The organism is Hanstruepera ponticola, from assembly GCF_012931685.1.
GTDB classification, from domain to species: Bacteria; Bacteroidota; Bacteroidia; order Flavobacteriales; family Flavobacteriaceae; genus Hanstruepera; species Hanstruepera ponticola.
The window spans coordinates 1-21,657 of record NZ_JABANC010000006.1 but is presented as its reverse complement, the minus strand read 5'-3'; the positions used below and the strand labels follow the sequence as shown (position 1 = coordinate 21,657).

General features: G+C 33.4%; 18 protein-coding genes and 1 pseudogene. 9 read left to right on the top strand and 10 right to left on the bottom strand.

Going from position 1 to position 21,657, the window contains the following annotated elements; genetic code table 11:
- Positions 1 to 2: 2 nt before the first annotated feature.
- From HGK31_RS12685 to HGK31_RS12660, 6 genes are all read right to left on the bottom strand, one after another.
- On the bottom strand, positions 3 to 2,267 hold the full coding sequence (locus HGK31_RS12685) for an ATP-binding response regulator (protein WP_191860474.1): 2,265 nt from the start codon (positions 2,265 to 2,267) through the stop codon (positions 3 to 5).
- Positions 2,268 to 2,410: 143 nt separating this feature from the next.
- On the bottom strand, positions 2,411 to 2,698 hold the full coding sequence (locus tag HGK31_RS12680; RefSeq protein ID WP_104735609.1) for a Sec-independent protein translocase subunit TatA/TatB: 288 nt from the start codon (positions 2,696 to 2,698) through the stop codon (positions 2,411 to 2,413).
- Positions 2,699 to 2,776: 78 nt separating this feature from the next.
- Positions 2,777 to 5,083, bottom strand: coding sequence for a M1 family metallopeptidase (locus tag HGK31_RS12675; RefSeq protein ID WP_191860472.1), 2,307 nt, complete (start codon positions 5,081 to 5,083; stop codon positions 2,777 to 2,779).
- 67 nt (positions 5,084 to 5,150) lie between these two features.
- Positions 5,151 to 5,651: a DUF6702 family protein gene (locus tag HGK31_RS12670; protein ID WP_191860470.1), complete on the bottom strand. Its 501-nt coding sequence runs from the start codon at positions 5,649 to 5,651 to the stop codon at positions 5,151 to 5,153.
- Between the two features lie 62 nt (positions 5,652 to 5,713).
- Positions 5,714 to 6,484: a peptidase associated/transthyretin-like domain-containing protein gene (locus HGK31_RS12665; protein WP_191860468.1), complete on the bottom strand. Its 771-nt coding sequence runs from the start codon at positions 6,482 to 6,484 to the stop codon at positions 5,714 to 5,716.
- Positions 6,471 to 7,259, bottom strand: a complete 789-nt coding sequence (locus HGK31_RS12660) for a carboxypeptidase-like regulatory domain-containing protein (RefSeq protein ID WP_191860467.1) — start codon at positions 7,257 to 7,259, stop codon at positions 6,471 to 6,473. Before HGK31_RS12660 ends, HGK31_RS12665 begins: the two co-directional genes overlap by 14 nt.
- Before the next feature lie 113 nt (positions 7,260 to 7,372).
- On the opposite strand from HGK31_RS12660, the gene pepE reads away from it, so the two are divergent.
- Genes pepE through HGK31_RS12645 form a run of 3 tightly spaced genes read left to right on the top strand, consistent with a single transcriptional unit; the run spans position 7,373 to position 9,347 of the window.
- Entirely contained in the window at positions 7,373 to 8,080 is a 708-nt protein-coding gene (gene pepE / locus HGK31_RS12655; protein ID WP_191860465.1) for a dipeptidase PepE, read from the top strand.
- Positions 8,081 to 8,084: 4 nt separating this feature from the next.
- Positions 8,085 to 8,534: a GNAT family N-acetyltransferase gene (locus HGK31_RS12650; protein WP_191860463.1), complete on the top strand. Its 450-nt coding sequence runs from the start codon at positions 8,085 to 8,087 to the stop codon at positions 8,532 to 8,534.
- A gap of 45 nt (positions 8,535 to 8,579) precedes the next feature.
- Positions 8,580 to 9,347 carry a M48 family metalloprotease gene (locus HGK31_RS12645; RefSeq protein WP_191860461.1) on the top strand — a complete coding sequence of 256 codons (768 nt, stop codon included), beginning with the start codon at positions 8,580 to 8,582 and terminating at the stop codon, positions 9,345 to 9,347.
- Between the two features lie 60 nt (positions 9,348 to 9,407).
- Here HGK31_RS12645 and HGK31_RS12640 read toward each other — a convergent pair whose 3' ends face one another.
- A complete protein-coding gene (locus HGK31_RS12640; RefSeq protein WP_104735601.1) occupies positions 9,408 to 9,794 on the bottom strand; it encodes an ankyrin repeat domain-containing protein in 387 nt (128 codons plus the stop codon).
- Positions 9,795 to 10,042: 248 nt separating this feature from the next.
- On the opposite strand from HGK31_RS12640, the gene gpmI reads away from it, so the two are divergent.
- Positions 10,043 to 11,560 carry a 2,3-bisphosphoglycerate-independent phosphoglycerate mutase gene (gene gpmI / locus HGK31_RS12635; RefSeq protein ID WP_191860460.1) on the top strand — a complete coding sequence of 506 codons (1,518 nt, stop codon included), beginning with the start codon at positions 10,043 to 10,045 and terminating at the stop codon, positions 11,558 to 11,560.
- 34 nt (positions 11,561 to 11,594) lie between these two features.
- Entirely contained in the window at positions 11,595 to 12,005 is a 411-nt protein-coding gene (locus tag HGK31_RS12630) for a BT0820 family HAD-type phosphatase (RefSeq protein ID WP_191860458.1), read from the top strand.
- Positions 12,006 to 12,009: 4 nt separating this feature from the next.
- Here HGK31_RS12630 and HGK31_RS12625 read toward each other — a convergent pair whose 3' ends face one another.
- Entirely contained in the window at positions 12,010 to 13,281 is a 1,272-nt protein-coding gene (locus tag HGK31_RS12625; RefSeq protein ID WP_191860456.1) for an acetyl-CoA hydrolase/transferase family protein, read from the bottom strand.
- Positions 13,282 to 13,406: 125 nt separating this feature from the next.
- Here HGK31_RS12625 and map point away from each other — a divergent pair, with 125 nt between their 5' ends.
- Both map and HGK31_RS12615 read left to right on the top strand, forming a co-directional pair.
- Entirely contained in the window at positions 13,407 to 14,225 is an 819-nt protein-coding gene (gene map / locus HGK31_RS12620; protein WP_191860454.1) for a type I methionyl aminopeptidase, read from the top strand.
- Between the two features lie 6 nt (positions 14,226 to 14,231).
- A complete protein-coding gene (locus HGK31_RS12615) occupies positions 14,232 to 14,996 on the top strand; it encodes a class I SAM-dependent methyltransferase (protein ID WP_191860453.1) in 765 nt (254 codons plus the stop codon).
- Here the strand turns inward: HGK31_RS12615 and HGK31_RS12610 are convergent, their stop codons facing one another.
- On the bottom strand, positions 14,997 to 16,529 hold the full coding sequence (locus HGK31_RS12610) for a T9SS type A sorting domain-containing protein (protein ID WP_191860451.1): 1,533 nt from the start codon (positions 16,527 to 16,529) through the stop codon (positions 14,997 to 14,999). It lies immediately after the preceding gene.
- A gap of 117 nt (positions 16,530 to 16,646) precedes the next feature.
- Positions 16,647 to 17,651, bottom strand: a complete 1,005-nt coding sequence (locus HGK31_RS12605; protein ID WP_233451126.1) for an FAD:protein FMN transferase — start codon at positions 17,649 to 17,651, stop codon at positions 16,647 to 16,649.
- Between the two features lie 167 nt (positions 17,652 to 17,818).
- On the opposite strand from HGK31_RS12605, the gene HGK31_RS12600 reads away from it, so the two are divergent.
- Complete coding sequence (locus HGK31_RS12600) at positions 17,819 to 19,864, top strand: lytic transglycosylase (RefSeq protein ID WP_191860449.1); 2,046 nt, start codon at positions 17,819 to 17,821, stop codon at positions 19,862 to 19,864.
- A gap of 24 nt (positions 19,865 to 19,888) precedes the next feature.
- Positions 19,889 to 21,657 (top strand): annotated as a pseudogene (locus HGK31_RS12595) (hypothetical protein); the annotation flags it as partial.

The window sequence follows — 21,657 nt, the reverse complement described above, 5'->3', positions numbered from 1 at the left end:
TTTTAGGAAACTTTTACTAAAACTGGATTTTCACTCAACTCATTTTTACTCTTGTGAATGTTAGCTAGAATTGTTTGATAAAAATGAGAATTGTCAAATGGTTTTGTAATGATATCATTATAACCAATAGCCTTGTAATCTTTCTTAACTTCTTCTATATCAGCTGCTGTTAAGGCTATTATTGGAATTTGATTATTGGTTTGCCTAATAGCTTTTGTCGCTTCATTACCATTCATTAATGGCATATTAATATCCATCAATATTAAATCATAACTACCAATTTCCATAGCTTTAACAGCTTCTAATCCATTCTTTGCAATATCACAATGAAAGTTTCCTTTTTCAAGTATGTTTTTGGTAACTATTTGGTTTATTTTATTATCCTCTGCTACTAAAATCTTATAATTATTATTTAGTCTAAGCGTTTTTGGTTTATTGCTATTGGCTTTCTGCATAGTTTCATTGTCAATTTCAAAAGTAACATCAAAACTAAAAGTTGAACCCTGGCCAACTTCACTTTCCAATTTAATTGTACTTCCAAATAGTTCAACCAAATTTTTAGTTATCGACAAACCTAATCCAGTACCCTTATAATTGATATTATTATTCTCATCTAACTGTAAAAAGTTTTCGAAAATACTGTCTTGTTTTTCTTTTGGAATACCAGGTCCATTGTCTTTCACTGAAAAGTGAAGGCACACATTTTCTGGCTTTATATTCAGAACTTTAATTTCTACAAAAGTTGTATCATTTTCGGTGAATTTAACACTGTTTCCCACTAAATTGATAAGTACTTGAGAAAGCCTAACACCATCACACTTCAAAAATGTTGGGACTTTGTCATCTATTTCAACTTTTATTTTGTTGTTTGTCTCTTGTAATTTATACTCAAACGAATCTATAATGTTATCTACTAACTCTCTGATATTAACAGAAGTTGGTTTCAATTCCATTTTTTGAGATTCAATTTTACCAATTTGTAAAATATCATTAATTAAATTCAAAAGATAATCGCCAGAATACTTAAGAGATTTTAAAAATTTCCCATCACGTTCACTTAAATCATTACGCTTTAATAGTAATGACGTTAGCCCAACAACACCGTAAAGTGGTGTTCTTAATTCATGTGTAACATTCGAAATAAATTTAGTTTTAAGTTGGGATGATTTTTCAGCTTGATCTTTTGCTATTTCTAACTGTTTATTTTGTGCTTCAAGAATCTGACTTAATTTACGTTTTGATCTGTAATTTCTGTAAATCATTATTAAAGAAATAACTAATACGATACTTGTTATTATAATAATGATATTGATGTTTTTTACTTTTTGAGTGATTTGTTCCTGAATCAACCGCTCATTATTTGCGCTCTCTGCTATTTGTTTGTATTCTGCTAAATAAAATTTAGATTTTGATATATTTTCCTGTCTTACCTTTTCTTCATTAATAAATTCATCTCTAAAGCTATTATGTTCTTTTAATGCATAATAGGCCATGTCAGTATCTTCAAGTTGGGCATACGACAAAGATAAATCTTTATAAATTTTACTAAAAAGCAGGTTGCTGTTTAAATCATGAGTATTTCCCTGAAGGTGTTCTATGGCTTGAATAAACTTATCATTAGCCTTGTTATATAACTCTTTTTGAATAAAATAAAGTCCATATGAATAATTAAAAAAAGCACTGTTATAGGCGTTGTATGACAAGTCATTTAAATTGTTTTCTGCTCGTAATAGATAAATTAATGCAGAATCATAATTATTCTTATTTAAGTAGATTGAACTTAAATACATTCTAATATCAAACAAAACACTTTTTTGTTTGTCAATGTTGTCCAGATCCCTAACATCAGTTTTTTGAGCATATTCTAATGCTTTTTCTAAATTAGGAATAACTTCATTTGGATGTTGTATTTCAGATAATTTTGCTAAACTTTTATAAGAATTTGCTATCAAATAATTATCATCTATTTTTAGCGAAGAAGCCAGCATTCTTTCATAACATGCTTTAGAATCAACATACTCATGCATGTAAGCATAAATATTTCCTAAATTAAAGTTTGCAACAGCATTACCGTAGTTATCACTTATGGAGTCTGATAGTTTAATTGCATCATTAAAATTATTAAAAGCAAGCATGATTTCATTATTATTATAATGCTTTATTGCTTGTGTATTTAAACTATCAATAAAATTAATTACTTCTCGATCACTTTGTGAGAATGAAAGCGAAATAACAAATAAAAAGCTGATTAGTAGGTTACTTTTCATCTCTGTTATGGTTTATTTGGGTATTGCAATATTTAAGAAATACTCCAATCTATTCAAAAAACAGGATGAAAATGAATTTTTTTTCGTTAACAGAATTTCTTTAGCAGAAAAATCAGTTAAAATACACCGTAAAGATTAATATTTTAAAGCTTTCTTCTCACTGACCCTGTAAAATCTTCCAAGTCGTCTTTTACTTTGTTCAGCTCATCTTGGACATCTTTGGTCACACTAGTATCAATACCGTTTTTCTCGGCACTTTTGGTGATTTCAGTCTTTATATCATTCGATGCATCGCGAAGCATACGCATACCTTTCCCTAAACCTTTGGCTATGTCAGGAATCTTATCAGCACCAAATAGCATGATTACTATAAATAGTATAAATACAATTTCGGTAGTACCTATAAATAAAAAAGTTGCTTGTTGTATCACGCTACAAATATAGTGAGTTGTTTGATATGAATAAAAAAAGCCGACTTAAATAAGTCGGCTTATATAAAATTATTTTTTTTAATTTTTTACCTCATTTTTAAATTGGTCAAACTGGCTTTGCTTAACCTCTTTTGGCCAAGAGTTGTTAGAAGTATCAATATCGGCTGTTTCTAGATTTGGATCTAAAGTGATTTTAACGATCTCTTTATCAGATGCAACAGCTTTACTAACTTCTTTATCATTTAAACGCCATATTTGCGCTGGATACTTTTCTGTTTTGGATGTTCCATCAGCATAAGTATATTCAACAATAATCGGCATTACTAATCCTCCTGGCTTTTCAAAAGTAACATTGTAAAAATATTTTGGCTGTTTGATATTTTTACGTTCCTCTTCAGTAAAGTTATCCATTACATATTCATTAAGCGTTGGTGAGTTTTCTAAAAGAGTACCATTTTTCATACTTTCTTTATATTCATCACTACCCTCTTCAACCATGTAAACCAACGGTGGCAAATCACTTAACTTCATACCACGTTCTTTAACAATGTTTTTCACATACTCATTAGGCTCACTAGAAACATAGAATTTTTTCACTTCTTTCACTCCCATATCAACATAATCTGTAGTATAGAACCAACCTCTCCAGAACCAATCTAAATCAAATGCAGAAGCATCTTCCATGGTTCTAAAGAAATCTTCAGGTGTTGGGTGCTTAAACATCCAACGATTTGCATACTCTTTAAACGCGTAATCAAACAATTCACGTCCCATTACTGTTTCGCGTAAAATATTTAAAGCCGTACCTGGCTTACCGTAGGCATTGTTACCAAATTGATAGGTGTTGAGTCCTTTAGTCATTATTGGTGCGATGAAATCCTGATCACCACCCATATAAGGAACAATATTGGCTGCAGGACCACGACGTGATGGATACTTATCTTGACCTTCCGATAACGCATCTGGATGCCATTCACCAAAATCCTGTTCAGCGACATATTGCACAAATGTATTTAAACCTTCATCCATCCACGTCCATTGACGTTCATCACTATTAACAATCATAGGGAAAAAGTTATGACCAACTTCGTGAATAATAACACTGATCATTCCAAATTTGGTTCTATCACTATAATTACCATCCTTATCTGGACGACCAAAGTTGTAACAAATCATTGGATATTCCATTCCCATTGGTGCATGTACAGAGATGGCTTTGTGGTATGGATAATCAAATGTCATACGTGAATAGGACTTTAAAGTTGCTGCAACTGCATATGTTGACCATTGTTCCCACAAAGGATTTCCTTCTTTGGAGTACATGGAAACTGCCATAACATCTTTGCCTCCAATCTTAACGGCCATCATATCCCAAATAAATTTTCTTGAAGTTGCAAAACCAAAATCACGAACATTTTCAGCATAAAGCTTCCATGTTTTTTTATCTTTTGATTTTGTTTTTTCAGTTTTTTCTGCTTCAGCCTGTGTAACAATCATTACTGGCTTATCATATGTTTTTTTGGCAAGCTCATAACGATTCATCATCTCTTTTGAAAAGACCTCTTTTCTATTCATAAGTCTTCCAGTACCATCTAAAATATGATCAGCCGGTACTGTAATATTTACTTCAAAATTCCCGAATGGCAATGCGAACTCGTCACGTCCCCAAAACTGTGAATTTTGCCAACCCTCAACATCATTATAAACAGCCATTCTTGGATAAAATTGAGAAATCACATAAATTCTATTATCGTTTTCTTCAAAATACTCATATCCTGAACGTCCACCTTCATTAACATGATCATTAATATTATACCACCATCTAATGTTAAACGAAAATTTCTCGCCTGTTTTTAATGGCTTTGGCATATCAATTCTCATCATAGTACGGTTAATCATATGCGGCAATGCTTTACCATTCACATCCGTCACTTCTTCTATATTAAAACCACGCTCTAATTTTTCTTTCATATAAGAATTAACGAAAGTCCCAGCTCTTTGAGCTGGTGCTACACCATCACTCTGAATTAATGGTGTTTGTGAATCTGGAGCACGCATGTTTTGATCTAACTGAACCCATAAATACTTTAATTCATCTGGTGAATTATTGTGATATGTAATAGTTTCATAACCCGTAATTCTGGCAATATCATCGTTCAACTCTAAATCCATTTTATAATCCGCCTGTTGCTGATAATAAGCTGGTCCAGGAGCTCCTGATGCTGTTCTAAACATATTTGGTGTTGAAAATTCATCATACAACTGTTTAAATTTGTTGTTGTTTGTATGACCTGGTTTACGCTCTGGCTTTTGTTCATCTTCTTGGGCAAATGCTCCAACTGAAATAAACAAAGCAGATAAGATAAGATACTTAAATGTTTTCATGAGTTGATTTAATTACAAAAAAATTGAAGCGAAAATTAACGATTTTTTGAGGTATATTAATACAAACTTAAAAGTTTAACAAACCTTTATCATTTTCTCTTATAAGTATAAAACTTTTGTTTTTGTTGTTAATCTCTGTGCGAACTATATTTTGTTGTTCACCATATAAATCAAATAAAACTTGATTGGTAATTTCAAAAGATGAGATGCTCTTCACATTTTCAATCTCCATATAACAGTACATAATATCAGCTTCATATTCCTTACCAATAAAAACTACATCTGTATCCTTGCCATTTATTTTAATTTTGATTTTTTCTCTTAAATATTTTTCCACATAAAAATCAACTTCGGCTGGTTCTCCATCTTTTGACAAGGTGATATCCGGATTGTAACGTTCGCGCAGCAGTTTTTCAAAATCATCAATAAATATCCTAGAAATTATTTGGACTGATGCTTTTTCTTTTACATACTCTATCTGTGTAACGCTCACATAATACTTATGACCAGCAGTAAACGCGCACAACGGAATAACCAGAACAATAAACAACTTCTTTAAAAAATTCATAAAACATAATTTTGTATAAAAGTAATATTTATACTTATTCCAAAAAGCATTCCAAACAACTATTAATCTCTACTTTGAAATTTATTTCCTTTGTAAACTCTGATTTTCTGTAATAAATACTCAAGTATTAGAATATCGCTTTTGTTCTTACAGCGTTCCAAAAAATCTTCGGATTCTGACACAAAATAAAAGTATTCCATAATATAGTCTTCTTCCAAAGGTTCAAGTGTAAATAAATCATCTGACAAGCGAGCTTTTATGTTATACATTAAGGTTTCTTTCTCTTCAAGTAAAATACGCCTTTTCAGTTCCTTTGTCCTACCAGTTATGGCATTAATAATAGGATTTAATGGTACAATCCCACCTCCAGTTGTTGCTTCGTTTAACCTTCTTTCACTTTGAGTTTTAGGCTTACCTTGATAACTTGGTATTCCTGCTTTTTTTGATGTCATGGGCTCTCCTTCAACATTTCCTACATCAGAAAGAATATCGCCTGTAAGCACTTTACCAACTACTACCTGATCTAACGCATTAATTTGCTCTTCTAAATAAACCACTAAAGTTTTATCATCAAAAATCTCCTTATCAATTAAAATAGTAAGTAACTTATGCTGTACTGAACTAAAAATCAAGGTATCATTTAAAGAAACTGAAATCCTGAATTCACCATAACTGTTGGTAGTGGTAAAACGTTGAGCTCTTTTATTAATTACATGAATATTTTCTACATCAGAGTCACTTTGAACTCTTCCTAATAATTCGATATTTTGAGTATAACTATAAAAGCATACAAACAAAAACAATCCAATAAATAGAAGGTTATTCTTTCCCATTATTAGACTTTAGAAACTGCTTACTTTGCGTATTTAAATATTCTATAAGCTTCATTTCGTTTCCATCTTGAAGAAGGTTCTGATCAAAGTCCTTTGAATTAACGTAAGCTATAAATTCAGTAACGCGGTCATTAGGAATATTAAAATTACCACTGATGAATGCCTGTGAGTATTTTGCTGCCAGTACATCAGTATATTTAGAATCCATTTCTTTGTGTGTGGGTGTCTTATCTTTTCGCTTGAACAACTTGTTAAGCCCAAATATGCGCGCAAAGTCAACGCCATTATAGTATTTACCCTCACTAGTAATAATATTACGAACTTCAGAATATTGGTCTTCTCCAAATTCCATATCACTCAAATCACCAAAATGCATTTCAATATATCTTTGAGAATCTGCGTTATCAATATCAACATGTATTTCTCCTGTTAAAAGCGATGGCAACAGAATTACTTCACTCAACCTATTAAGTTCTTCAACCAAAAATAAGCGAAGAATTCTTGAATCCACAACATCTTGCGTTACACTAACTTCAACCGAAACATATTGTAGTGCTGAAACCTCAACAACATCGTTTAACGCTACTTCTAATTTAAAATCACCATTTTCATCAGCTACTGTACCTTTATTAGCGGATGCATTATAAATTGTTACGCCTTCAACATCATTTTTGGCTATAATTTTGCCATTAACCTCAACCCGTTCTACTTCTTGAGCAAATAAAACAGTTGAGAGTGAAAGGAATAAAACGGTTAAAAAGAGTTTATTTTTCAAGGTGATTAGTTTGTTAGGTTAAAGTAAAGACATCAATTCTTAATAATGTTCCAAAAGCAACATAAACTTTTGTTAAAACCAATGATTACTTAAATTTACGAAAAAGTTTATTCATGAAAAAATTAATTATTGCCAGCACCTCGACTATTCATGGTTCTGGATATTTGGAATATATTTTAGAACATTTAGCCTGTTTTTTTAAAGACTGTAAAACCATTACATTTATACCTTATGCCAGACCAAGCGGAATTTCACATAATGAATATACTGAAAAGGCTAGACAAGTATTTCAAAAAATCAATAAATCAGTCATAGGATTGCATGAATATGATTCACCTGCTGAAGCCATTAAGAAAGCTGAAGCTATTTTTACTGGAGGTGGCAACACGTTTGTTTTACTCAATCAACTCTACAAAAATAATTTAATTGATCCTTTGAGAAACGTCATTGAAAATGGCACACCTTATTTAGGCACAAGTGCTGGGAGTAATATTTGCGGACTGACTATAAATACTACTAATGATATGCCCATTGTTTATCCACCAAGCTTCAAGGCTTTATCAGTTGTTCCTTTTAATATTAATCCTCATTATTTAGATCCCTATCCAAATAATAAACATATGGGTGAAACTCGTGAAACACGAATTAAAGAGTTTCACAATTTTAATACGCAGCCTGTGATTGGCTTAAGAGAAGGGAATTGGATTGAGGTGAATGGTAACGAGGTTATACTAAAAGGGAAAGAGCTTACTCGTGTTTTTGAATATTGTAAAGCACCTTATGAACTAGAACCTGAAACTAGTATAAATAAATTAAAGTAAAACAATGAAACAACTTGAGCTAAGCTTAAAGACTATTTCGGCACAAGAAACTTATCCTGTAAGACATCCTATTTTACGTGAAGGGAGACCTCTTTCAGAATGTGAGTTTGAAGGTGATGAAGACCCAACTACTATACATTTAGGTTTATACTCTAAAGAAAAATTGATTGGAGTTGCAACCTTTTTAAAAAAATCTAATCCATGTTTTTCAGAAAAGGTACAATATCAATTGCGTGGCATGGCTATATTACAAAGATTCCAAAATAAAGGTCTTGGTAAAATCATTTTAGATGAAGCCGAAAGACTACTAACAAACAAATGTCATCGTATATGGTTTAATGCTAGAAAGATTGCTGTCAACTTCTACGAAAAAAATGGCTATAAGAAAACAGGTGAACCTTTTGAAATCGCAAATGTTGGCGTACATTACGTTATGACCAAAAAAATTATTTAAATGTTGCGTGAAACTTTTGTAAATTGAATTTTTAAATTGAATCCTATGAGAAGTAGAAATTTTAAAATCAGAATATTTCTAGGAATTGCTATAGTTGCTTTTGCTTATTTAAGAAAATGTAGTCAACAAGAAAAAAACCCTTATACAGGTAGAACCCAAACCATAACATTATCTCCTGAACAAGAAATTGCTATTGGTTTACAGAGTGCACCACAAATGGCCCAGCAGCATGGCGGTTTACATCCTAATAATAATTACCAAGCTTTTGTAGATCAAGTAGGAAATAAATTAGTAAATAATAGTATTGCTAATCAAACACCATATAAATACGATTTTCATTTGTTAGCTGATGACAAAACAATTAATGCATTCGCCCTTCCAGGTGGTCAAGTATTTATTACGTATGCCTTGTTTTCTAAATTAGAAAATGAAGATCAATTGGCTGGTGTTTTGGGCCATGAAATAGGTCATGTTTTAGGAAAACATTCGAATGAGAGAATAAGTGAGGCTAATTTTTGGAAAACAGTAACTATGGGAGCTTCTGTAGGTGCCGATATGGGCGAGTTTGTAAATGGAATTGGTCAAACTACTCTACTCTCAAATGGCAGAGATGATGAATTAGAAAGTGATGATTTAGGAGTAAAGTTTATGATTAAAGCCGGTTATAACCCTGAAGAAATGATAGGGGTTATGGAAATTTTAAAACAGGCGGCTGGTCCTAACCGTGTTCCTGAATTTCAAAGCACACACCCTGACCCTGAAAACCGAATTGAGAAAATTCAAGAGTCTATTGAAAAATATAAAAACCAATAAAAAAAGTGCTGCAAATGCAGCACTTTTCCTTACTAACCAACCATAAAAAAGTAATTCACATTACTTCTTTTTCTTCAATTCTGCTTTGATAACGGATTGCGCATCTGCTGCGTTAGACATTTCAGCATATTCAGCAGCTGTATGTCCTTTATCACATTTTGATTTTAAATTTGCACCGTTGGCAATTAACACCTCTAAAATTTCTGCACGGTTGAATTTAGCCGCATACATTGCTGGCGTTAATCCATTCCATTTTTTGTTAACATCAGCACCTAAATCAATAAGTTTTTGAACGGTTTCAGTGTCACCTTTCACAATTGACATGTGAAAAGGACTAGTCTCAACAATAGCGATACTATTTTGAGCTGTTTCTAAATTTGTTTCTGCATGAATGGCTGTTGCTGAAAAGCATAATGCCATTGCTGATAATACGATTGTTTTTTTCATGATGAATGATTTTTGATTAATGAAATAATTTTTGATATACTAAAGAGACGATATAAAATTGAAACTGTTACACATAAAAATTATAAATAACATTTATTTAACTATATGAGTGCAAATCTGTTAATTTCATATTAAATCAATCAACTTCACACAATATTTTATCACATCCCTATTTATTCATAGTTTTTAACTGTCAATCTTTAATAAAAAATTAGAAACCTATATCTTTGGTTTTTAAAGCCAAAAACATGAATAAAAAAGTCATTTTGATGATTTTAGATGGTTGGGGAAAATCCCCTGACCCTAAAGTATCTGCCATTGAAAATGCCAAAACACCATTTATTGATTCGCTATATGAAATGTATCCCAATGCTAGTTTAAGAACAGATGGCTTGCATGTGGGCTTACCTGAAGGCCAAATGGGAAATAGCGAAGTTGGGCACATGAATTTGGGAGCTGGTCGCATAGTCTATCAAGATCTGGTAAAGATAAATTTAGCAGCAGAAAACAAAACACTTCAAAATGAAACTGTTCTTGTTGATGCCTTTACATATGCTAAAAGCAATAACAAGCCTATTCATTTTCTCGGTTTGGTTAGTGATGGTGGTGTCCATTCGCATATTAATCATCTTCTAGGATTAATAGACGTAGCTAATGAATATGGTGTGAAAGAATCATTTATTCATGCATTCACTGATGGGCGTGATGTAGATCCTAAATCCGGATATGGTTTTATTACAGAGCTACTTGAACACATTAAAGACAAGCCCACAGAATTAGCAACAATTACTGGTAGGTATTATGCTATGGACAGAGATAACAGATGGGAACGAATTAAATTAGCCTATAATGCAATGGTCAATGGTAATGGTGATAGAACGACAAATCCATTAAAAGCGATTCAAAGTAGTTATGATGAACATATTACAGATGAATTCCTAAAACCTATTATTTGTTCAAAAGACAATTCTCTTCCCACTGCAACCATAAAAGATGGTGATGTTGTTATCTTTTTCAATTTTAGGACTGATCGCGGTAGAGAACTCACCGAGGCACTATCACAAAAAGATTTTCATGAGCAAAACATGCATAAGCTAAATCTATATTACGTAACGATGACTAATTATGATGAATCCTATAAAAACGTTAATGTCGTTTTCAAAAAAGACAACTTACAAGATACTTTAGGTGAGGTTTTAGCTAAACATCATAAAAAACAGATTCGTATTGCCGAAACAGAAAAATATCCACACGTTACGTTTTTCTTTTCAGGTGGTCGGGAATTACCTTTTGAGGGCGAAACACGTATTTTGAGAAATTCACCAAAAGTTGCAACTTACGATCTAAAACCAGAGATGAGTGCCTATGAATTAAAGGATGCTTTAGTTCCCGAGCTTGAAAAAGGCGATGTTGATTTTGTTTGTTTGAATTTCGCAAATGGCGACATGGTTGGACATACAGGTGTCATGGATGCTGCCATAAAAGCTTGCGAAGCTGTTGACAGCTGTGTGGAAGACGTCATTAGCACTGCCTTGAAAAACAATTACACAACGCTTTTAATAGCTGATCACGGTAATTGTGAAACCATGATCAATCCTGATGGTTCACCTAATACAGCTCACACAACCAATCCTGTACCCATAATTTTAATTGATAAAGAATTAAAACACATAAAGGATGGAATTTTAGGAGACATAGCTCCAACAATTTTGAAACTGATGGGCATTGAGAAACCATCGAGTATGACACAACAAAGTTTGGTTTAATATTTCTTTGTAATTTGCATTGAATCTTGAAAATATGAATTTTAACAACAAACTGATCATAGCAGTAGATTTTGATGGAACTATTGTTGAGGATGCTTATCCTAAAATTGGTAAGCCTATGCTTTTTGCTTTTGAAACGCTTGAGCGTTTGCAAAAAGATGGGCACCGTTTAATTTTATGGACTTACCGAAGCGGTTTGAGACTTGATGAAGCTGTTACTTTTTGTAAAGAAAATGGCATCGAGTTTTATGCGGTCAATAGAAGTTTCCCTGAAGAACAGTTTGACTATAGCAAGAGTCGTAAAATTCACGCAGACTTATTTATTGACGACAGAAATATAGGAGGTTTTATTGGTTGGGGTGAAGTTTATCAAATGCTTACTAACCCGAAATACCAACCTTTGAAAATGCCTAAAAAGAAAGGGTTATTTTCATTCTTTAAATAATCTCTTATCCTTTAGTTAATTCGAAATAAGATTTATCAACAACTTCCTGATGATCGGGATGCGCAATGTTGACTAAAGCTTTAACACGCTCCTTTATAGTTTTACCATATAAATTGGCAATTCCATACTCCGTAACAACATAATGCACATGTGATCTTGTAGTAACAACGCCAGCTCCAGGTTTTAGTGTGGCTACAATTCTGCTAATTCCCTTTTTTGTAGTTGATGGCAGTGCAATAATAGCCTTACCGCCTTCACTCAACGAAGCACCTCTTATAAAGTCCATTTGACCACCAACACCAGAATACATATTAGCTCCTATGGAGTCTGCGCATACCTGACCCGTTACATCTACTTCTATAGCCGAATTTATTGCAACCATTCTAGGGTTTTGCTTTATGATAGACACATCATTTGTATAATTAGATGCTCGCATCTCTATAAACGGGTTATCATCAACATAATCGTACAATCGTTTAGAACCCATTAAAAAAGTTGTTAGCGCTCGTCCGCGATTTATTTCTTTATAATTTCCGTTAATAACATCACTCAAAATTAGGTCTATCACACCATCAGAGAACATTTCGGTATGTAATCCCATATCTTTGTGATTGGTCAACTTTGATAAGACTGCATTAGGGATGTTACCAATTCCCATTTGCAAAGTACTTCTGTCTTCTATCAATCCTGCAACGTGGGCACCTATTTTATTTTCAATTTCAGAAGGTTCGCCCATATTGTGAACAGGTAGTGGTTCATCACACTCTACAAAGGCATTAATTTCTGACACATGAATGATACCTGCGCCATGAGTTCTAGGCATTTGCTTATTAACTTGAGCAATAACATAATCGGCATTATCAATTGCAGCCAAAGTAGCCTCTACAGATACACCTAATGAGCAATAACCATGATGATCTGGAATAGAAACATGTATTAAGGCTACTTGTAAATCTATAATATTGCGTTTAAATAATAACGGCAACTCACTTAAAAATACAGGTGTGTATGAACCATTTCCTGCTTTTAATGTATGCCTGACATTTCTACCAATAAAAAATGAGTTTACATGAAAACTATCACGTAATTCAGGATTAGCATAGGGTGCATCGCCTTCCGTATGAAGTTGGCAAATTTCAACATTACACAATTCTTCATGTCGAGCAGTTAGAGCTCGTATTAAAACTTGAGGAGCCGCAGCAGCTGCCTGCAAATAGACTTTATCATTTGATTTAATAATTTTTACAGCTTCTTCAGCACTAACAGATTGATACATGATATTATTTTTTTTAGGTTACAAAGGTCACAAAAAAGAAAGAACCAAAAGCTGTCAAAAGTCATGTTTTTGGTTCTTTAAATACCTTGTTAATTTTGAGTATCTTTGCCCATATTTTTTTTATCATGATTATTGTAAAGACTAGAGAAGAGATTGAATTGATGCGCACAAGTGCTTTGGTGGTATCTAAAACATTGGGCATGCTTGCTAAAGAAGTGAAACCTGGCGTTTCAACATTACAGCTGGATAAAATGGCCGAAGAATATATAAGAGAGCAAGATGCCATTCCAGGTTTTTTGGGATTATATAATTTTCCTAACACACTCTGCATGAGTCCTAACTCGCAAGTAGTTCATGGTTTTCCTACCAATGAACCATTAAAGGAAGGTGATATTATTTCAATAGATTGTGGTGCTATAAAAAATGGTTTTTATGGTGATCACGCCTACACGTTTTCAGTAGGTGAAATTGATTCTGAAACACAAAAATTATTGGATGTCACCAAAGAATCATTATACGTGGGTATTCGCGAATTTAAACTAGGTAATCGTGTGGGTGATGTTGGCTTTGCTATTCAAAAGCATTGCGAAGCTCATGGCTATGGAGTGGTTCGTGAGTTGGTTGGTCATGGTATTGGACGCAAAATGCATGAAGACCCTGAAATGCCTAATTATGGTAAACGTGGTCGTGGTAAAAAGTTCATTGAAGGTATGGTGGTTGCTATTGAACCCATGATAAATATGGGAACCCATCGCATAAAACAACATAGAGATGGTTGGACTATCACAACTTTAGACAATAAACCATCTGCACATTTTGAACATGATGTAGCTATTGTTGACGGAAAACCGGAATTACTTTCTACTTTTGCCTATATCTATGAGGCTTTAGGGATTGAAAGTGATGAGGAGAATGAATTCCGTCAGAACGCATTAGTGCTTTAATTCTAAATGAAAAAGCTTTTTAAAACCATTTTAAATACTATTCCAAGACCCATTTTAATTCGATTGAGTTATATGGCACGACCTGTTTTGGCTTTTTTTTTAAAAGGAAATACTTATACTGACCCTATTGACGGTAAAAGTTTTAAAACCTTTTTACCTTATGGTTATGGTAATCAACGTAATAATGTGCTTTCGCCTTCTACATTAAGTTTAGAACGTCATAGATTGTTATGGTTATACCTAAAAAACGAAACAAACTTCTTTACAAAGAATTTCAAGGTACTTCACTTTGCGCCAGAACAGGCTTTTTATAAACGGTTTAGAAATCTCAAGAATTTAGATTATACAACAACAGATCTTAATTCACCATTAGCCGATGTGAAAGCTGATATTTGCAATCTCCCATTTGATGATAATAGTTTTGATGTGATTTTATGCAACCACGTTTTGGAACACATCCCAGATGACACTAAAGCCATGCAAGAATTATATCGTGTTTTGAAACCAGGGGGCTGGGGCATTTTCCAAATTCCACAAGATTTAACACGTAATAAAACGTTTGAAGACAATAGCATTACCGATAAAAAAGAGCGGGCTAAAATTTTTGGTCAGTACGACCATGTTCGTGTATATGGTAGAGATTACTTTGATCGGTTACGCGAAAACGGCTTTAACGTTGAAGAAGTGGACTACACCTCTAAATTAACGATTGAAAAAATAGACCGCTATTGTTTAGCCAAAGGCGAAATTATTCCTTTGGTTAGAAAGTAATTACTCCTTGATTATTTTATAGGTCTTTTGCTGTTCTTCAATGGTAATTTGAACGATATAGATGCCCGAATTTAGGCTTTCCAAATTTAGCTTTGCATTGATTGAGTTTGGAAGTGATTTCATAACTTCTTGCCCCAATAAATTGTGAATGGTTATACCGTCTATGGGTTTATATGCCTTGATATTTAATGAAGTGTTTACAGGATTGGGGTATATCCTCAATTCATTAAAAGCATACTCTGTATTTGACAACAAACCATCTTGAACGGTTAAATCAAACCAGCCTGCTGGACGTTTGTTGTTATCACTCCAAACTTGAATAAAATAGTTCGTGTCTTGGGTTACAGGAATATCCAACAATTGTTCACTACCGCAAGCTTCAGAAACTTGAGTTTGATACCCACAACCACTATTAGCGTTCCATAGTTGCAAATTAAACCCTGATTGCAACAGGATATCAACTGTTGAACTATCTCCGGAATTAAAAATAAACCAAACATCTTGTCTATCTGCCACTTCGTTACAGCTTGGCACTTGTTCCGATGTTGTTGCCAATTGATTAGTCGCTGTTATGGTTTCTCCCAAAGTAAGATTATTATCGACATCAGGGTATTGATAAATCGTGCAATCATCATTGGTAACAAATCCACAATTATATTCTACTTCATAATCATTTTCACATCCAGAAGCGTTGTTATGAAAATTTCCTGGTAACCATTTATCAAATTGGTTGTATTCAATAAAACTACAAATCCAATCATTGTCACAAATAGCTAAATTGGGATTATTCAATATACTGATATGGTGATCAATCGAATAATTAGCCAAAATAGCATTTAATGCACTCACATTGGTTAAACTTTGATTATTTTCTATCGCTATTTGAGTTATGTATGTTGGATAAATTAAACCATCTAAACTTTGTAAAGACAAATTATTATTGATAATTAAATTTACAGCATGAAAACCTTCTTCTAAACCTATAAGATTTAAAAGACTATCATTGTTTTGAATAAACAAACTTTGAATACCAGAAATACCGCCAAGTCCTTCCAGATTTGTTAATGAATCATTGTTATCAATAATTAATTGATTGATAGCATCAAGATTTAATGGGAAACCATATAGATCATTTAGCATGGGATTATCAGAAATATCAACTTCACCTTCGACAATATCCTCTCCATCTGTAACAAATTCTAAAGCATTAATATTCGTTAAAACTGGATTGTTTTGTATGGTTAACTCTCCAAAAAAAGAATTTATGATTAAGTTTTGATTTAAACCATCAAGATTCAATAATAACGGATTGTCTTGAATAATCAAACGGCTAACCTGACCTATTTGCTCTAATCCATTCAAACTAGTAATATCATCTCCTGAAATAACCAAGCTACTTTCTAGAACAGCACAATCTGGATACTCGGTTGCAAAAGCATCAATTTCAGCTTGTGACGAAAATGTACCATCAGGAGGGCATTGAGAAAAAGCAAAAAAAGGTAATAAAAAAAATAGAAGTAATAACTGTTTCATTTAGAAGCGTTTGCTTAAAGGTAAAAAAAAAAGCTGAACTAAACTTTCGTTCAATCCAACTTTTAGTTTTGATTAATAGCATCCTATTTATGACACTATCATTCTAAAAAGTCACATTTAGGATTCCGGAAATCCATTTAATGCCAATGTTTCCAGCTCACCTTCTTCATTTTCAAAAATTAAAAATGCTTTTAATTCAGGATGTGTTTTTAAAAAGTCTTTCACAGCATTAACTCCCATGGATTTGAAAGCAGTAGCATAAGCATCTGCAATCATACAATTTTCAGCTAAAACAGAAATACTCAATAAATTTGTCTTGCTTGGATAACCCGTTTTAGTATCGATAATATGTGAATAACGATTCCCGTTTTCGTCAACTTTAAATTTCCTGTATGTTCCAGATGTTGCCATTGCTTCATCTGTAATGCTTATGGTTTTTAAAATAGATTGCGATCCGTCAAAACGTGGCATCTCCACACCTACTTTCCATGGTTTTTGCTTTTCAGCATTTTTACCACCTGCATGAATCTCGCCTCCTATTTCAACCAAATAATTATGTATGCCTTTTTCTTCTAAAAAGTTGGCAATAACATCTACGCCATAACCTTTTGCAATGGCATTAAAGTCTAAAAAGGTAATTGCTGGTTTTATTACACGATTATTTTCTAGACGAACTTTATTGAGACCAACACCGAGCATTAAACTATCAATTTTTAAACTATCTATATTATTTATTTTCCCTTCTGGACCGAAATCCCAAGCGTTAACTACTGCGCCAATAGTTGGATCGAAAACACCTTGCGTTTGATTGTAAATATCTCTAGAAGCTTGAAATACAGTAATAAAATGTTCATCAACTATAACCATTCCATTTCTATTGAGTTTAGAAATATCTGAACTCGGAATATATGTAGATAAGGACTGGTTAACAACCTGAAATAAACTGTCAAACTGTTTGGTGTAATCACTATCTGAATCATAAATTATAGAGTACGATGTGCCAAAAACAGCTCCAGATAGTTTCGTGTTTTTAAACTGTTGCCTAGTGTCCTGCTTACAAGATAGTAAGAGCAACATGACAATGGTAGCAAATCCGGAGACTTCAAGCCTAAAACTTTTCATTTTTTAAATAATTATTCAAACAACAAAACTACTACAAAAGTTTAAGAAAAGTGAGCTTTAAAATTGTTAATAAAATGTTGACAACAACCTATGATTCCTAATATCGAGAAGCTTTTTTTACTAATTTTATCTATTAATCAACCAATATGCCAAAGAACAGAACATATATGAGGATTATTTATTCTTTTTTATTGGCTTTTATTTTTTGTTTCCAGTTTGGGAATGCACAACAACCAACTAAAAAACATCAGGTAAAGAAGGGAGAAACCGTTTATCAATTATCAAGAGTATATAACGTTTCTCCTAAAGAAATTCTTAAGTTAAATCCCAATGCTAAAGATGTTATATATGTTGGCGATGTTTTGATCATTCCTTCCAATAGTGATAACAGCAGAAACAATAACCAAGATAGCGCAGTTACACAAAACCAAACAATTACGCATCATGTTTTAAGGGGTGAAACCAAATATGGTCTATCAAAAAAATATGGTGTTACCATAGCCAATTTGGAGCAGCAAAATCCACATATTAAAAATGGTTTACAAGCAGGCCATTATTTATCTATACGCACATCAGAATCCTATTCACAACAAGTACAAACGAATAAAAATATAATTTACCGCTCTCATTTTGTTCAAAAAGGGGAAACCCTTTATGGCCTTTCTAAAAAATATGCTGTGACCATTCAAGCAATTCAGTCTGCCAATCCACAAATGGGGATTTTAAAATATGGCACAACCATTTCCATTCCTTCAAACGATAATTTGACTGAATATAGTGAAGAAACCTATCCAAATAAAGCAGAAACTGAAGACGTAATTGATGTTGCTAAAATAACAAATGAAGTTACAGATGAAGCTCAAACAGAAGATAAAGGCACGCCATTTGAGGATGAGCCTGAAGTGAATAATAATACTAATCAATTTGAAAATTATACCATAAGACCTAAAGAAACACTTTACGGTTTATCTAAAAAAGCGAATATGAGTACTACGGATTTTTTGAAACTAAATCCACAATTAGAAAAATCAGTGCAAGTAGGCACTGTTATTAAAATGCCTAAACTTGATAATGACCCTCCAACCGCTATTTCAAAAACTAATGTTGACAAACAAGAATACATAAGTCTAATTGAAACTATTGACAAAACATCATATAAAGAAGTCCTTTTCATAATGCCTTTTAATGATGATGAATTCAATGAACACAAAAACACATCAGCAGGTTTCAAGAATACGTCTGATGTTATCATTAAGCGTAATTTAGAATTTTATAGTGGTGCAAAAATGGCTATGGACTCTTTGAGAAAATTAGGTTTACTAATAAAATCTGATATTATCAAAATCGATACAGAAACAAGTATTACACCATCAAATACAAAATTAAAGAATAGCTCTTTGGATAACTACCAAGCTATTATTTCACCATCTTATTCAAATAACATCGATTGGATAGCCTCACAAGCTAAAAACAATGACATCCCAATTGTAAGTGCTTATAATTCATCAAATAATAAAAACCTTTCTAATATTATTGAAGCCTATCCAGCACCCGAACAGCAACAATTGAAAATGCTAGACTATCTTAAAAGTCAAAATGGAAACATCGTCATGATTAGTGATTATGAAAGAGAAAATAGTAGGCAATTTGTTGTAAACAATAATCCTGACATTTCAATTATTGAAACAAAAAGAAATGGTAACTTTTCAACTAGAGAACTCACGTCTCTTTTAGACAGTTCGATGAAGAATTTTGTCATTATTGATAGCGATCGTAATGGCGTGTTTTTAAATACTACCAACACATTATTGAGAGAGCTGTCCAGCTTTAATATTCAATTAGCTGTTTTAGATTCTGAATTAATTCCAAATGAAGATGATATTTCATCCAAGAGGTTTAAAATTTTAAAATTGCTTTACCCTAGTATCAGTTGTATTTCCGAAGACAGGAAAATAACCCAATTCAATGAAAGCTACTATTTAGTTTATGGAATTGCACCAACTAAACATGTGCTATATGGTTATGATATAACTTTTGACACGCTTTTAAGAATAGCTCAAAAAAGCGGATATAATAATAATTTAGATAGTATTATAACAACCTATTTATGTTTAAAATTTGATTATACCAAGGATGCTTCTGGCAGATACGTCAATAATATTATTTCAATTACAGAATTTAACAACGATAACATTACAATACAAACTGATTAAACATTATTGAGAACATTACTCTTTATGACAGCAAAAAATAAAGACTTTTATATATACCTATCAACATTCTTTATGCTGATAGTTCTAATTATTCCAGCTAATATTGCGGCGCAATGTCCAACTATCTCTAATACTAATCAATCATTTTGTGATTTAGACGACCCTACAATTGCAGATTTGATTGCAACCGATAGTGGAAATGGTATTCAGTGGTATGATACACCAAGTTCAACAACGCCAATTTCTAGTACAATTGGGCTACTTGATGGAGAAGATTACTATGCCGATGACAATTCTGGAAGTTGTGGTGTGAGAGAACGCGTTGATGTTACTATTTATGGAGCACCTTTTGGATTAAATTTTCAGGGAGTATGTGTTGATGACCCAAATGATGCTACCATTGCTGATTTAACAGCTATTGGAAATAATGTTCAATGGTATAATGTTGCTTCAGGTGGAATACCGCTTTTGTCTTCCACGGTTTTAAACGACAACACTATTTATTATGCTGATCAGGAAAACCCTGATACAGGCTGCAGAACCTCTAGACTATCCGTTTTAGTCGTTATAGGCGTCGTTCCTGTCCCAACCGGAAACCCAGTTCAAATTTTTTGTTCAGAAACACCACCAACGGTTGGCGATTTAACAGCAACAAATGCAGATAGTTGGTATGCTACAAACACTTCAGTAATCCCTTTAGATCCTTCAACGTTACTCATTGATGGAGAAAACTACTTTGCCACCTCGGTTGATCCGCCTTGTGAGAGTAATGATAGATTTGAGGTAACAGTAATTATTGATGACCCTGCAGACCCTGGAACTAGCGGTTCACTAGATATTTGCGAATCAGAAATTTCAACTATCATTTCAATTGATTTATTTGACGAACTGTCAGGAACACCAGACACAAATGGTTCATGGAGCGGTCCATTACCAACTACAAATGGTAGTACTGGAACTTTAGATATTACCTCTATGACTGTGTCAGGTAGTCCCTATACGTTTACTTACACTGTTGATCCTGGAAATAGTTGTTCACCAACAAGTTCAACAGTAACTATAACTATCTCACCTGAACCTAACGCTGGTACAAATGGTTCTATTGATATCTGTAATAATGATGCTACTCAAGATCTTTTTGATGTCCTTGGCGGTTCGCCTGATACAGGTGGAACTTGGAGTCCTGCCCTAGCTTCTGGAACTGGCCTTTTTGATCCTAATGTGGATGCGCCTGGAACTTATACGTATACCGTAACCGGAACAGCTCCTTGTCCGGATGCTTCGGCTACTGTAACTGTAGCGGTAGTTCCTGAACCTAACGCTGGTACAAATGGCTCTATTGATATCTGTAATAATGATGCTACTCAAGATCTTTTTGATGTCCTTGGCGGTTCGCCTGATACAGGTGGAACTTGGAGTCCTGCCCTAGCTTCTGGAACTGGCCTTTTTGATCCTAATGTGGATGCGCCTGGAACTTATACGTATACCGTAACCGGAACAGCTCCTTGTCCGGATGCTTCGGCTACTGTAACTGTAGCGGTAGTTCCTGAACCTAATGCTGGTACAAATGGCTCTATTAATATCTGTAATAATGATGCTACTCAAGATCTTTTTGATGTCCTTGGCGGTTCGCCTGATACAGGTGGAACTTGGAGTCCTGCCCTAGCTTCTGGAACTGGCCTTTTTGATCCTAATGTGGATGCGCCTGGAACTTATACGTATACCGTAACCGGAACAGCTCCTTGTCCGGATGCTTCGGCTACTGTAACTGTAGCGGTAGTTCCTGAACCTAA